Here is a 14,621-nt window from a genome sequence, read left to right as displayed (position 1 = left end):
TCCGCGGTCGGGAGCCGACCCGGCCACTCTCCCCGGTGCGGCTCGGTCGTGACGCCCCGCGGTCACCGACCTGACCGGATTCCGCCGTCGCGCTGCTCCTCGAAGCAGACAGTCAGGTCGGGCCAGTGCTCGGACCACCGCGCCAGATCACCCTCGGTCGACGACCACCGCGAACGCAGGGCTTCGTCCGGCAGGAAGTGGACGCAGGTCCCCGTGGTCCCGTCTGCCTCGATGGGCTCCAGGTCGGTGACCGGGACGCCGTGCTCATAGCGCCGGCTCCAGGATCCGTCGAGGCGCCGGTTGGTATGAATCAGCCACTCGCTGAGGGCCGCGACGACGGACATGCCGCGACGCGGATGTCCGTCCGGGAGCCGCTCCGCCTCCGGGAGGTCGAAGAACCGAAGGTCCTTCGTGGCCATGACCGGCTTCTGCACCACCCGGCCATGTTCGTCGGCCCGGGTGTCGGTGCCCCGGCCGTCATCCTGCACCGACACCGAGCCGTCAGTGTGCAGCGTGACCACACACCGTCCGCCGCCCCGGCTCGCCGCCTCGTCAGCGGCGTAGGCGACGATCTCAAGAACCAGGTGTCCCGGCCCGCCCGGAGCGAACTCGGCGGATCCCTGGCGGATCCGAGAGAGATGGTCCGCGTCCACGAGGCCGGCCCAATCGTGCGTGGTGTTGACCCAGGAAGCTCTTGATCCATCCATCCGGCAAGTATCGGTCGGGGCTTTCCCCCGAGGTCGCCGAAATCAACCGCTCAGCCTCAGCAGCCGGTTCATCGCCCGCCCGAACACATACCGCGACGCCCCCGCCAGCGGACGGTCGAACAGGGACGGCAGCAGGGGTACCCGCAACTCCTCGCGCCAGATCACCCGCGAGCGGCCTCCCGGGCCCGGGCGCACCTCGATCTCCGCCCAGCCCAGGACGACCCGGCCGCGTTTCTCCAGGCGGCACACACCCGGGGCGTCGTCCGTCGGGGGCCGCCAGACGGTGACCTCCATACGGTCGTCGAAGGAGAGGGGGCCGACCCCCGAGCGGGCGACGAACACCGTGCCCTCGGCGGTCGGGGGCACGGTGAGCACCGTGACGCGGGTCAGCGGGACCACGGAGGCATGGCGGGACCACTCCGTGAGCCGCCTCCAGGCCTCGTCGAGGGGGAGCGGCACCGTACGTTCGAGGAGGAAGTTGACCACGGCACGATCGTAGGGAACCCGACGCGCGACACGGCACGTTCCGGGGTTCCGGCGCGCGTGTTCACAGTGGACTCACATGCCGCGCCGTGGTGAGGACGGTGGGAGCGGTGGACCCGGGGCGAGGATGTGCCCCGAGGACCGCTTCCGCCACCGCACGGCGTACGGCACCATGGGCGCGAGCTCGTGACCCGTGTGACCCGCACCACCGGCCGGAGGGCACCGCGTGGTCCGTCAACCGCACGACAGACTCGACGAGTTGATGAGCGACCCCTATCCGCACTACGCCCGAGCCCGTGACGCCGAGGGGCTGACCTTCGTCGCCGAACTCGACGCCTGGCTGGTCGCCCGGGACGCAGACGTACGCGAAGTGCTACGCCGCGCCGAGGACTTCTCCTCGGCCGGTGCGCTGCGCCCCGACGTCATGCCGGCGCCCGCCGCGCTCGCCGTGCTGGGCGGCGGCTTCGGCGGGCGGCCCGTCGTCGTCGGCGCGGACGGAACCCGGCACCAGGAGTTGCGGGCCCCGATCGTCAAGGGCCTCTCGCCCGCCCGGGTCGCCGCCGTCGTGCCGTACGCCGCCGAGCGGGCCGCCGCCCTGGTCGACGCGATCGTGAACGGTGACCACGGTCAGGTCGGTGAACACAAGGGCGGGCACGTGGAGTTGATGTCCGAGTACGCCCGCCGTCTGCCCGGAGAGGTCATCGGCAGGATCGTCGGACTCGACCCCGCCGACATCCCGGCCGTCGTGCACGGCGGATACCGCGCTGAGGAACTCCTCTTCCGCCCCCTGCCGGAGGACGAGCAGATCGCCGTCGCCCAGGACGTGGTGGCGACACAGCACATCCTCGACCGGTACGCCCGCGACCGGTACGCCGACCCCCGAGAGGACCTCTGCACGGACATCGTCACGTCGGTCACCGCCCCCAGCGACGGTGGCGGAGACGGTGACGGCAGTGCCGAACTCACCCTCGACCAGCGCCACGAGGTCGTCTCCCACCTCCAGAACCTGCTGATCGCCGGGCACCTCACCACCACCGCGCTCATCGGCACGACGGTCCTGCATCTGCTCCGGCACCCGGACCAGTGGGAGCTGCTGTGCGCTGAACCGGACCGCATCCCGGCCGCCGTGGAGGAGGCCGCCCGGTACGACACGGCGCTCCAGGGATTCCGCCGCGTCACCACCCGCCCGGTCACCCTCGCGGGCACCGAACTCCCGGCCGGGGCAACCCTGTTCGTCGCCTTCGGCGCCGCCAACCGGGACGGTGAGCGGTACCCGGGACCGGACGAGTTCGACATCACCCGCACCCCGGTCCGCCACCTCGCCTTCGGCTTCGGCGCCCATGCCTGCCCCGGCTCCCAGCTCGCCCGCGAACAACTCCGGCTCACGCTGCAGGAGTTGACCGGCCGCCTGCCGGGCCTACGACTGGCCGAGGATCACCCGGTCACGATGCGCCCGACGATGATCCACCGCTCTCCGCAGAGCCTGCGTCTGACCTGGTGACCAGGTGACCAGGTGACCTGTGCACGAGCCGGGTTCCCGTTCCGTTCCATGCGTCCGGCGTCCGGCGTCCGGCGTCCGGCGTCCGGCGTCCGGCGTCCGGCGTCCGGCGTCCGGCGTCCGGACCTTCGGCAGGGTCGTCGTCGAGGGGGCGGAACGTCTTAGCCCGCTCGGCCCAGTCCGACCGGCCCCGCCCCGGCGAAGTGACGTATCTCTGGGAGGAGGACGCATGCCGGCCCGCTGAGGAGGCGCTGTGGCGAGATCCCGAGTGACGATGTCGGCGGTGGCCGTGGGGTTCCTCCTGGGGGCGCTGGTGCCGACCGGAATCGCCACGGCCGCCGCCGCACCCACGCCCGAGGCCTGCACCGTCGGCACCGGCCCCTACCAGCAGGAGCTGGAGGAACATCTGAAGCTGCCCGCGGACGGCCGGCAGACGCCCGCCGACTGCGAGGCGATCCGCACCTTCCAGAGCCGCAACGGGGTGCGGCCCGCCGACGGTTATGCGGGTCTCACGACCTATCGCACGATGCTCGTCGTCGAGGCCCGCGCCAACCCGAACGCCGCCGGGAGGTGCCCGGTCCGCGCGTACCGCGTCGCCTGTGTCGATCTGACCCGGCAGCTGATGTGGGTCCAGACCGGAAGCCGGGTGGTGTACGCGCCCGTGCCCATCCGCTCGGGGCGGGACGGCAACGAGACCCGCACCGGCTGGTTCACCGTCTACTGGCGGGACCTCGACCACTACTCCGACCTGTACGACAACGCGCCCATGCCCTACTCCCAGTTCTTCAGCGAGGGCCAGGCATTCCACGGCACCCCCGGCGACCTGTTCTCCGGCGGCTCCCACGGCTGCGTCAATCTGCGCCTCGACGACGCCCAGCGGCTCTGGAACACCCTCGCCGTGGACGACGCCGTGTACGTGTGGGGTGTGAAGCCGGGTACGGAACGGAAGCTGAGGCCACAGTCGGCGGAGCCGGGGGAGTCCGGGGACGCGGTCACGCCAGCAGACGTGCCCCCAGGTCCTCGCCCGGAAGGGCACCCGGTAGGACGTACGCCACCGCCGAACCCCGGTGCTCGGTGAAGCGGCTCAGCTCGTCCGTCGCCGTCATCCGGTGCTGGACGCGCGTGAACAGCGCGGGATCCCGCATGAAGGCGAGGAACAGCAGGCCCCGGTCGTCGGGCCCGGCGTCGTAGCTGTAGCCCCGGCGCAGCATCCGCGCGCCCGCGTCCAGCCGGGGACTGGCCGCCCGTACGTGCGCTCCCAGCGGGATGATGTACCGCCCCTGCGGGGTCTTCGCGAAGATGTCCACGTCGTCGTGCTCGTGCCGCCGTCCCAGGGGCGCCCCGCTCGCCCGGTGCCGCCCGATGATCCGCTCCTGCTGGTTCGTGCCGAGCGCCCCGAACCCGGCCACGTCGATGTGGACACGCCGTACGACGAGGAACGTGGCGTCGTCGGACCACACCCAGCGCTCGCACTCCTCGGGTGTCGGGTTCTCCGTGCCGTCCTTGAAGCCGATCAGGTTGCGCGGTGTCTGCCCGGCCGGGGTCGGCGGCAGGAACCCGGTCTGCCGCCAGCGCGGGCGCAGCGTGTCGCCCGCCAGCCGGGTCAGCGCGCTAGCGGCGGCCGTCGTGACGCGCGGGTCGTCGGCGCAGAGCTGGAGCAGCAGATCGCCGCCGCCGTACGCGGGGTCGAGCCGGTCGTCGGGGAACGGCGGCAGCTCACGCAGCGCGGGCGGCGCGGCGACGCACAGAAGGCGGGGGAGCCGGGGACCGATCGCCACGGTCGCGGTGAGCCGGGACCTCCCGGCGCCCCCGATCTCCTTGATCTCCTTCGCCTGTGCGGGACTTGGGGGCGAGAGTTCACCGTCGAGGACCTCCGCCAGAGCCCGCGTCCACCGCCCGAACACCTCCCGCAGGGCACGCACGCCGCCCGCTCCCCGTACCGCCGGGGCGAGGTCGTACGCCGTGACGAGAGCGGCGGTCTGCTGGGGGGTCGTCACGCCGGCCTGGCGCGGGCCCCGGAAGCGGAACCCCGGCGGGCCCGCGGCGGCGGGACGGGAGCGTGTGTCGCCGGAGCACGCGGAGGCGGACGCGGCAAGGGTGCCGAGGGCTGCGGCGCGGGTCAGGACATCCCGGCGAGCGGGGGCCGACGCGCCGTCGGGCGTGGGAAAAGCGTCATGTGCTGTCATAAGAGTGAAAGGGACGATACATCTGCGATCGTGCCAAACATTCTCATTCCGCGAATCAGGCGATCCGTGTCCCGGCGGACCATCTCCCGGGGCCTGCTCGTCGCCGTCTGCCTCCTCACCGGCGCCACCGCCTGTACGGGTTCCTCGCCCCGGGGCTCCGGCGGGGCCGCGCCCGCCTCGGTCGTCCGGGTACCGCAGGACACCAACTCCCTTCAGGACGCGGTCGACCGGGTCGGCGAGGGCGGTCTCGTCCTGGTGTCGCCCGGCGTCTACCGGGAGAGCGTGACCGTCTCGAAGGCGCGGGTCGTGCTGCGCGGCCTCGACCGCTCCCGGGTGGTCGTCGACGGGGAGTTCGAGCGCGCCAACGGCATCACCGTGACCGGCGCGGGCTCCGTCGTGGAGAACCTGACCGTCCGCAACAACCTCGCCAACGGCGTTCTGTTCACCGGCGTGACCGACGAGTCCGCCCTGCGGGCGGGCCGCGCCGGTGGCTCGGCGTACGACCCCCTCGACACTGTCAGGTTCCCCCCACTGAAGGGCTTCCGGGCCTCCTACGTCACCGCGTACAACAACGCGCTGTACGGCATCTACGCCTTCGACGCCCGCAGCGGGATCATCGAGCACTCCTACGCCTCCGGGCACGCCGACTCCGGGATCTACGTCGGCCAGTGCCGCCCCTGCGACACCGTCGTGCGGCACAACACCGTCGAGCACAACGCGGTGGGCCTGGAGGTCACCAACGCCTCCGAACGGCTCTATCTGCTGGGCAACCGGGCACGCCGCAACCGGGTCGGCCTGACCCTCAACTCCAACGACCTGGAGGCGCTCGGCCCACAGCACGGCGCCGTCGTCGCGGGCAACGCGCTCACCGACAACAACGACGACGCCAGTCCCGAGCAGGCCGACGGCGGCTTCGGGATCGGCGTCGGGGCGGGCGGCGGGCGCGCCAACGTCCTGGAGCGCAACCTGATCAGCGGCAACAGGTCGGCCGGGGTGCTGCTGAGCGACGTACAGGGCTATCCGGCTCGTGCCAACACCGTGCGCGCCAACCGGGTCACCGGCAACGGCACCGACCTGGTCCTGGCCACCGGCACCCCGGCCGGCAACTGCTTCACCGGCAACGGGGAGTCGGTGACGAGCCCGGCGAGACTCCCCCGGGAGGCGAGCTGCGCAAAGGGCACCCGGGGTGCCACGCGGACGGAGCCGGACACCGGGCTGGTCCGCGATCCACTGGGCCACCCGACCCCCGTCCAGGCACCCCCGGGCATCTCCTTCCAGGACGTACCGCCCCCGCCGAGCCAGCGGTCGATGCCACAGGCTGGTACAACTCCGGCGCAAGCGGCAGTAGGCCTACCCGGCAAGGTGACCCCGGGTGAGTTCAAGTTGCCGGGTACGACATAAGGGGCGCGGGGCTGTATCGATGTGCGGCTCCGCCGCGTGGGCGCGACAAGCCACAACGCACCCGCAGCCGCCACACCACCCTCACCGCTCCCCCCATGGCGCGCCCGGCAGAACAACCCCCCGCACCCGAACCCCACCCAGATCCAGAGTGACAGTCCGACCCTCGCCGAGATCCACCCGAACGCGCCGCATACCCCCCTCCTCGTCGATCCAGTACGACAGGGGAGAGCGGTCGCGGCGAGGGCCGGCCGGGGACGCGGACGCGTTCGGACGGGGCCGCGGCCCCGAGAAGACGTCGTAGCGCCGACCGTCCACGCGCTCGTCGCGCAACCGCAACGGCCCCGACTGCGCGAGCAGCTGCGCGTTGTCGGGCCGGTCGGCGCCCAGCGACAGGGCCAGTTTCAGGGCGGTGTCGAGCGGCGCGGCGCCGAACGCGCGGCGCGTCCACGCCGTCGGCTTCAGGCGCTCCGCCGCGCGCAGCGCACCCTTGGCGGCAGCCGTGGGGGACCCGTCGGCGACCGCCAGCCCGCTCTGGTCCCAGGCGAGCAGACCGCCGTTCGGGCGTCCGTCGCCCGTCACCTCGTACCACCCGACAGCCCGGTGTCTGCGGTGGTCGACGACGGCGCGCACCACGGCCGTGCCGTCACCCGACGCCGTGTGGACGGTGATCTCCGAAGGGCTGATCCGGTACGTACGGAAGCGGGCCAGGGCCAGGCGCTGGGCCTCGTCGGCGGAGAGGGGCCGGGGGCCGGCATCGCCACCGCCGGTGAGGAGGAGGCCGGCGCAGGCCGCCGCCGTGAGGATCCCCGCCGCCCACCAGGCCCGCCGTACCCTTCGCTTCCTTGGCGTCCTCGGTGTCTTCTCGGTCGTGCCGCTCCTGATGCGTCGCATGGGACGTCTCTACATGCGGGCGGGCCGCGTACCGGTCGACACCGGTACGCGGCCCGCCCCGCGTCACCCTCCCGGGTGCGCGGCCGTCACCCCACTGGGCAGGGCGTCAGCACCTCTTGCCCTTGCACGGCTCTCCGCGCTTGTTGGCGATCTTCACGATCAGCCCTTCGGTGCCCGTACCGTTGGCCAGGGTCAGCCGGTAGGGGCCGAAGACCGGGTTGTCCGGCAGGACGTAGCCCTCGGGGACGTCCTTCTCCACGAGGTAGTACGTCCCGATCCGGTTGCCGTCGAAGGAGCACTTGCCCGTCCGGCCGGTGACACAGTCGCCGGCCATCCGGTCCTTGCTGGCGCCGTTTCGCTGGAGGCCGGTCTTGCCGTTGCTGTCGAACCACAGCTGGAAGACCGCGCCGCGCAGCGGCTTGTCGGTCTTCTTGTCGGTCTTGACGACCGTCAGCGCCAACTCCTTGACCAGGCCCGCGTCGAGGGTGAGGTCCTCGTGGTTGCCCGGGCCGAGGGTGACCACCGGGGAGCAGCCGCCGGTCGGATCGACGACCGAGTCGTCACCCGTCCCGCCCGCGTTCTGCCTGGTCCACAGGTAGCCGCGCGGACTGCGGAAGCAGACCTTGTAGCGCCCGTCGGGCAGGTCGGCGAACAGGTACTTCCCGGCCGCGTCCGTCCTGGTGGTCTTGATCACGTCACCGGTGGCGGGGTCGATCAGCTCGACCGTGACGTCCTTGGCGCCGGGCTCGCCCCGGTCCTGGATGCCGTTGCCGTTGGTGTCGTACCAGACGTAGTCGCCCAGCTTGTTGATCGAACCGACCAGCCCCGCGTCGATCGTGTGGTTGACGTTGCCGGGGTCGCCGACGGTGACCGTGGTCCGGCCCGCCGAGTCGACGTTCGAGTCGAGCGCACGGTCGGAACCGGCACCCTGCTGGGTCCACTTCAGCTCCGCCATGGTCGGGGAGCCGGGCAGCGTCGACGGGTTGATCCCGCTGTAGTCGAAGGTGGCCGTGTAAGCCGTGTTCGGCTTCAGGCCGTCCGCCGTGCCCAGGTAGTACTCGCCGTTCGCGTCGGTCGTGGTGGTCAGCGCAGGCCCGGTCGGCGGGGTCAGCGTGACGCGGACGCCCGCTACGGGCGGCTCGGACGGATCCTGGATGCCGTTGCCGTTCGAGTCGTACCAGACTCGGTTGCCGATCTGGACGGGCGCCTGGTCGCAGACGAGCTCCAGGTCAGCGAGACCGTTGGCCTTGCCGAACAGGTTCTGGCGCTGGGCGAGGTCGTTGTCCCAGGTCGCCTGGACCATCAGGTTGCCCTGGACCGCGCCGCTGTCCGCGGTCCAGCTGCGGACGCCCTGCTCGTAGGCGTTGATCGGGTCGTAGACCGTGCCCCACAGCTTGTCGCCGTTCGGCTGGAGTGCCGTGGCGCCCTGGCCGACCTGGTCGTGGACCGCGTCATTGAGGACCGTGGAGTCGGCGTAGAACTCGCCGCCGCCCGGGCCCTCGGTGTTGTCCGGAAGATTGCCTTTCAGCGAACCGCAGGAGCCGTTGTTCTCCAGCGTGTACGTCGTCCCGGACTTGCAGGCGCGCAGCACGTCGCCGGCGGCGATACCGGTGAGCAGCCGTTCGGTCGTGCTGTTGTAGGCGTAGGTGCTGGACCCCGTCATGTCGCCGAAGCGGTCGCGGTAGCCGAGTACCAGGTCGCCGTTGTCGGCGATCTCGATGTTGGACAGCATCGGCTGCGGGGCGGAGATGAAGGAGTGCGTCTCGGTGCCCGGTACCCGCTCGTTCCAGGCCTCCCATGCGCCGCTCATCACCTGGCCGACCGTGGACGGCTTGGTGCAGCGGTAGTCGGTGTTGCCGGGGTTCAACGGGAGGAACCGGTAGGCGCACCCGCGCGGGTAATCCAGCGCGTGCGTGAAGATCTCACTGAACGCGCCGTTCGTGAACTCGTAGACGTGCGAGCTCAGTTGCCCCGGGTCGCCCCACTGGAGGTCCGAGGTGACGGTCGTCTCCGCCCCACACACCCCGCCGACCAGGACGCGCTTGCCGCGCACACCGAGGCCGTACGGGTGCCACTGGCCGACACAGGCCCGCGGCCTCGGGATGTCGTACGACGTCTGCGTGCCGGGCGTGACGGAGTCGCCGGAGCCCGTGATGGCCACGCTGTACAACTTGGAGTCGTTGAGGTTGACCGCGTACAGCGTCTTTCCGTCGCCGGAGACGTCGACGTCACCGATGCCCTCGCGGCCGACCTTGCTGTAGACGGCGTTGTCGTGCAGCCAGTTGTCGGTGGTCTCGTGCGCGGTGAGTGTGCCGGGCAGCGTGACGAAGGTGTCGACAGCGTTGGCGGTGCCGAACTGGCGGTAGATCGTGTTGGTGGCGCCCGCCGGACCGTAGGCCGTGTGCCGCTTGACCAGGGTTCCCATGTACTTGTTGCCGGTGCGGTCCACGCCGATGCCGAACACGGCCTGCTGCTTCGTGTTGTCGGTCAGCTGGGTGACACCCCCGTAGGTGTTACCGGTGAAGCCCCCGCCGAAGGACACCAGGCCCTTGTGCGTGTCGGGGGCATCCCCCTTGGTGAGGTTGCAGGTGACCAGGGTCGGGTTCTCCTGGCAGTAGAGGCTGGGATCCCAGAATCCGGTGGTGTACGTGACGTTCGTACCGCCGGAGACGTCGACGAAGCCGACGTTGCTGCGGATGACGTCGGCGCCCGTGCCCAGGCCCGCGACGGCGGGGGAGAGGTTGGCGGGGGCCGGGTTGGTGACCTGGACGCGGTACTTGCCGCCGGTGAGTTCGGTCGTGGCCGCGAAGGTGGCCGTGCCGTTGGCCGCGGTCGTCACGGTCCGGACCTGTCCGGCGTCGTCCGTCAGGGTGACCTTGACGCCGGCGAGGCCCGGCTCCAGCACACTGTCGTACGCGCCGTCCGCGTCCACCTCGGTGACGACCCGCACGGTCAGGGTGCCGTCACTGTTGGCGGCGGCCCGCGCGGTCGAGGCGAGCGGGCCGAGCCCGGTGGCCGCGACGGCCGGTGAACCGGTCGCGACCAGCGCAAGACTCAGACCGGTAAGACCGGCCAGCCGTCTCCGCCGTCCCGGCGGAGCGTCGTGCGGGCGCCGGCGCGAGGCGCCGACGCCGGGTTCTGCTCTGAACACTGTGTCCTCGTCTCGTGGAGCGAACACCCCTATTGAGCTATGTATGGGATCGGTGAAGAAGATCGAATCGGCCCGTTCGGAGGAAAAGGTGGATTATCGGACGGGTCGGGCGGAGCCATCAGAGTTGTGGCGGACGTCGCCGGGGTGATCTCGCGGGTGCGTATGGGTTCCGTCAAGAGCGGGTGAGCGGCCGTATGGGAGCCGTCAACGGGGGCCGGATCCCGCCACGGAGGCGCTTTGCTCGGACTGTCCGAACCGATCCACACCTCACGTCTCGCTAGGAGCTCGCGATGGCCGATCTGGCCTTCGTCGTCATCACGATCGCGGTGTTCGCGCTGGTGGCTCTCGCCGCCAAGGGGGTGACGAAGCTGTGACCGCCGAGAACATCGTCGGCCTCGTCGTGGCCGTCGCCCTGCTGGGCTATCTCGTCCTCGCCCTGATCTTCCCGGAGAGGTTCTGAGCCACGTCATGGGTCCCGTACTCGCCGGCGTGCTCCAACTGCTCGCCCTCATAGCGGCACTGGCGCTCGCCCATGTCCCCCTCGGCAACTACATGGCCAAGGTCTACTCCTCCGACCGGCACTGGCGCGTCGAGAAGTGGATCTACAAGGGCATCGGCGCCAACCCGGACACGGAGATGCGCTGGCCCGCGTACCTGCGCGGTGTCCTCGCGTTCTCGGCCGTGGGTGTCCTGTTCCTCTACCTGCTCCAGCGGCTCCAGGGCGTCCTGCCCGGCTCGCTCGGCTTCTCCTCGATCGACCCGGACCAGGCGTTCAACACGGCCGTGTCCTTCGTGACCAACACCAACTGGCAGTCCTACTACGGCGAGCAGGCCATGGGCCACGTCGTGCAGACCGCCGGTCTCGCCGTCCAGAACTTCGTCTCCGCCGCCGTCGGCATCGCCGTCGCGGTGGCCCTCGTACGCGGGTTCGCCCGCTCACGCACCGGAGAGTTGGGCAACTTCTGGTCCGACCTGGTGCGTGGTGTCGTACGCATCCTGCTGCCGTTCTCCGTCGTCGTCGCGGTCGTGCTGGTCGCGTGCGGCGTCATCCAGAACTTCTCCGGCATCCATGAGGTCGGCCAGTTCATGGGCGGGTCGCAGCAGTGGAACGGGGGCGCTGTCGCCTCGCAGGAGGCCATCAAGGAGATCGGTACCAACGGCGGCGGCTACTTCAACGCCAACTCCGCGCACCCCTTCGAGAACCCGACGCCGTTCACCAACCTGCTGCAGATCTTCCTGCTGCTGGTGATCCCGTTCGCGCTGACCCGCACCTTCGGGGTCATGGTCGGCTCGGTCAGGCAGGGCTACGCGATCCTCGCGACCATGGCCACCATCTGGGTCGGCTTCGTCGCCCTGATGATGTGGAGCGAGTTCGCCCACCACGGGCCGGCGCTCCAGCTCGCCGGGGGCGCGATGGAGGGCAAGGAGACCCGGTTCGGGGTCGGAGCCTCCTCCATCTACGCGGTGTCGACCACACTGACGTCCACGGGGGCGGTGGACTCCTTCCACTCCTCGTTCACCGGGCTCGGCGGCGGCATCACCATGCTCGGCATGATGCTGGGCGAGATCGCGCCCGGCGGCACCGGCTCGGGCCTCTACGGCATGCTGATCATGGCGGTCATCGCGGTGTTCATCGCCGGTCTCATGGTCGGCCGTACGCCCGAGTACCTCGGCAAGAAGATCGGCACCCGCGAGATCAAGTTCGCGGCCTGCTACATCCTCATCACCCCGGCCCTGGTGCTCGTCTTCACCGCCGCCGCCATGGCGTTGCCGACTCCCGGCAACTCGATGACCAACAGCGGGGCGCACGGCTTCTCCGAGATCCTCTACGCCTACACCTCCGCGTCGAACAACAACGGCTCCGCCTTCGCCGGGCTGAACGCGGACACCCAGTGGTTCAACACCACGCTGGGGCTGGCCATGGTCCTGGGCCGCTTCCTGCCGATGGTGTTCGTCCTGGCGCTGGCCGGTTCACTGGCCGAGCAGCAGCCGGTGCCGGTCACCGCGGGCACTCTGCGGACCGAGAAGCCCCTGTTCACGGGTCTGCTGGTGGGCGCGATCCTCATCATCACCGGTCTGACCTACTTCCCGGCGCTGGCGCTGGGTCCGCTGGCCGAGGGGCTGGCGTCATGACGACCGAAGCCACTGGCGCAACCGAAACAACTGACGCAACCGAGCAAGAGGACGCGATGTCCACAGCCACTCCGACCCGGGCGCCGCACAACGACGTACCCACCGGGCACAAGCCCGCCGAGAGCCGTGTCGGCGCGGGCCTCTTCGACCCCGGGCAGCTGCTGAGGTCGCTGCCGGACGCCTGCCGCAAGCTCGACCCGCGGGTGATGGTCAAGTCTCCCGTGATGTTCGTGGTGCTGGTCGGGTCCGTGCTGACGACGGTCTTCTCCTTCAAGGACCCGGGCGACTGGTTCGGCTGGACCATCAGCGCCTGGCTCTGGCTGACCGTGATCTTCGCCAACCTGGCGGAGGCGGTCGCCGAGGGCCGCGGCAAGGCCCAGGCGGACACGCTGAGGAAGGCCAAGACCGACACGGTCGCGCGGCGGCTCATCGGGGATGGGAACGGGAACGGCGAGGAGCAGGTGCCCGGTACCGAGCTGCGCATCGGCGACCGCGTCGTCTGCGAGGCCGGCGACATCATCCCGGGGGACGGTGACGTCGTCGAGGGTGTGGCGTCCGTCGACGAGTCGGCCATCACCGGGGAGTCGGCGCCGGTCATCCGGGAGTCGGGCGGCGACCGGTCGGCCGTGACCGGCGGTACGAAGGTGCTGTCCGACCGGATCGTCGTCAAGATCACGACGAAGCCCGGCGAGACCTTCATCGACCGCATGATCGCTCTGGTCGAGGGCGCGGCCCGGCAGAAGACACCGAACGAGATCGCGCTGAACATCCTGCTCGCCTCGCTGACCATCGTCTTCCTGCTGGCCGTGGCGACCCTGCCGCCGCTCGCGGACTACGCGGGCACCCATCTGACGATGGTCGTACTGGTGGCGCTGCTGGTCTGTCTCATCCCGACCACCATCGGCGCGCTGCTCTCCGCGATCGGTATCGCGGGCATGGACCGGCTGGTGCAGAGGAACGTGTTGGCGATGTCCGGCCGGGCGGTCGAGGCCGCCGGTGACGTCTCCACGCTGCTGCTGGACAAGACGGGCACCATCACGCTCGGCAACCGCCAGGCCGCCGAGTTCGTGCCGGTGGCGGGGGCGACGGAGGCCGAGGTCGCGGACGCCGCCCAGCTGTCCTCGCTGGCCGACGAGACGCCCGAGGGGCGGTCCATCGTCGTGCTGGCGAAGGAGCGGTACGCGCTGCGCGAGCGCCACCAGGGCGAGCTGGCCGGTGCCGAGTGGATCGCCTTCACCGCCCAGACCCGGATGTCGGGCGTGGACGTGGACGGCAGGAAGATCCGCAAGGGTGCCGCCGGATCGGTCGTCGCCTGGGTGAAGGAGCAGGGGGGTGTGGTGTCCGAGGACGCCGGAACGCTCACCGACCGGATCTCCCGGGCGGGCGGCACACCGCTGCTCGTGGCCGTCGAAGACACCGACGGGGCAAGGGTGTTGGGCGTCATCCACCTCAAGGACGTCGTCAAGGAGGGCATGCGGGAGCGGTTCGACGAACTGCGCCGCATGGGCATCAGGACCGTCATGATCACGGGCGACAACCCGCTGACCGCCAAGGCCATCGCCGAGGAGGCGGGCGTCGACGACTTCCTCGCCGAGGCCACCCCCGAGGACAAGATGGCCCTCATCAAGCGGGAGCAGGCGGGCGGCAAGCTGGTCGCGATGACCGGTGACGGGACGAACGACGCGCCCGCGCTCGCCCAGGCCGATGTCGGTGTCGCGATGAACACGGGCACGTCGGCCGCGAAGGAGGCCGGCAACATGGTCGACCTCGACTCGAACCCGACGAAACTGATCGAGATCGTCGAGATCGGCAAGCAACTCCTCATCACTCGGGGCGCGTTGACGACGTTCTCCATCGCCAACGACGTCGCGAAGTACTTCGCGATCATCCCGGCGCTGTTCGCGGCCGTCTACCCGGGCCTCGACAGGCTCAACATCATGAACCTGTCCTCGCCCGACTCCGCGATCCTCTCCGCCGTCATCTTCAACGCGCTGATCATCATCGCGCTGGTGCCGCTCGCGCTGCGGGGCGTGCGGTACAAGCCGATGAGCGCGGACCGGATGCTCCGCCGCAACCTCGGGATCTACGGCATCGGCGGCCTGGTCGCCCCCTTCATCGGCATCAAGATCATCGACCTGCTGATCTCCCTCATCCCCGGCATTGGGTGACGT

10 protein-coding genes and 1 pseudogene are annotated in these 14,621 nt (G+C 70.5%); 6 read left to right on the top strand and 5 right to left on the bottom strand.

Features of this window, described 5'->3' with window-relative positions; all coding sequences use genetic code 11:
* Positions 1 to 62: 62 nt before the first annotated feature.
* Both G3I56_RS33420 and G3I56_RS33415 read right to left on the bottom strand, forming a co-directional pair.
* Positions 63 to 707 (bottom strand): ATP-binding protein, encoded by a 645-nt coding sequence (locus G3I56_RS33420; RefSeq protein ID WP_164415623.1) that lies wholly within the window; start codon positions 705 to 707, stop codon positions 63 to 65.
* A gap of 42 nt (positions 708 to 749) precedes the next feature.
* Positions 750 to 1,193, bottom strand: coding sequence for an SRPBCC family protein (locus G3I56_RS33415; RefSeq protein ID WP_164415621.1), 444 nt, complete (start codon positions 1,191 to 1,193; stop codon positions 750 to 752).
* 223 nt (positions 1,194 to 1,416) lie between these two features.
* On the opposite strand from G3I56_RS33415, the gene G3I56_RS33410 reads away from it, so the two are divergent.
* Together G3I56_RS33410 and G3I56_RS33405 are read left to right on the top strand one after the other, a co-directional pair.
* Positions 1,417 to 2,691, top strand: a complete 1,275-nt coding sequence (locus G3I56_RS33410; protein ID WP_343240121.1) for a cytochrome P450 — start codon at positions 1,417 to 1,419, stop codon at positions 2,689 to 2,691.
* A 271-nt stretch (positions 2,692 to 2,962) separates the two neighbouring features.
* Positions 2,963 to 3,628, top strand: a pseudogene (locus G3I56_RS33405) (L,D-transpeptidase family protein); the annotation flags it as partial.
* Positions 3,629 to 3,680: 52 nt separating this feature from the next.
* Here G3I56_RS33405 and G3I56_RS33400 read toward each other — a convergent pair.
* Positions 3,681 to 4,874, bottom strand: a complete 1,194-nt coding sequence (locus tag G3I56_RS33400) for a Dyp-type peroxidase (protein ID WP_164415619.1) — start codon at positions 4,872 to 4,874, stop codon at positions 3,681 to 3,683.
* Positions 4,875 to 4,940: 66 nt separating this feature from the next.
* Between G3I56_RS33400 and G3I56_RS33395 the strand changes: the two genes are divergently transcribed.
* Positions 4,941 to 6,275, top strand: a complete 1,335-nt coding sequence (locus tag G3I56_RS33395; RefSeq protein ID WP_343240120.1) for a right-handed parallel beta-helix repeat-containing protein — start codon at positions 4,941 to 4,943, stop codon at positions 6,273 to 6,275.
* An 81-nt stretch (positions 6,276 to 6,356) separates the two neighbouring features.
* Here the strand turns inward: G3I56_RS33395 and G3I56_RS33390 are convergent, their stop codons facing one another.
* The gene (locus G3I56_RS33390) at positions 6,357 to 7,166 is read right to left on the bottom strand and encodes a hypothetical protein (protein ID WP_164415617.1); all 810 of its coding nucleotides are present in this window, start codon (positions 7,164 to 7,166) and stop codon (positions 6,357 to 6,359) included.
* Positions 7,167 to 7,272: 106 nt separating this feature from the next.
* Positions 7,273 to 10,317 (bottom strand): SdrD B-like domain-containing protein, encoded by a 3,045-nt coding sequence (locus tag G3I56_RS33385; protein ID WP_164415615.1) that lies wholly within the window; start codon positions 10,315 to 10,317, stop codon positions 7,273 to 7,275.
* 370 nt (positions 10,318 to 10,687) lie between these two features.
* On the opposite strand from G3I56_RS33385, the gene kdpF reads away from it, so the two are divergent.
* The 3 genes from kdpF to kdpB are packed head-to-tail and all read left to right on the top strand — an operon-like array spanning position 10,688 to position 14,618.
* Positions 10,688 to 10,777, top strand: a complete 90-nt coding sequence (gene kdpF / locus G3I56_RS33380; RefSeq protein WP_016434100.1) for a K(+)-transporting ATPase subunit F — start codon at positions 10,688 to 10,690, stop codon at positions 10,775 to 10,777.
* An 8-nt stretch (positions 10,778 to 10,785) separates the two neighbouring features.
* Positions 10,786 to 12,450 (top strand): potassium-transporting ATPase subunit KdpA, encoded by a 1,665-nt coding sequence (gene kdpA / locus G3I56_RS33375; protein WP_164415613.1) that lies wholly within the window; start codon positions 10,786 to 10,788, stop codon positions 12,448 to 12,450.
* 56 nt (positions 12,451 to 12,506) lie between these two features.
* A complete protein-coding gene (gene kdpB, locus G3I56_RS33370) occupies positions 12,507 to 14,618 on the top strand; it encodes a potassium-transporting ATPase subunit KdpB (protein ID WP_164415611.1) in 2,112 nt (703 codons plus the stop codon).
* The last annotated feature ends 3 nt before the right edge of the window (positions 14,619 to 14,621 follow it).

The organism is Streptomyces sp. SID12488 (assembly GCF_010548275.1).
Classification (GTDB): Bacteria; Actinomycetota; Actinomycetes; order Streptomycetales; family Streptomycetaceae; genus Streptomyces.
Note: the sequence above shows the minus strand (reverse complement) of the source record. Positions and strands in the feature narration are given on the sequence as shown.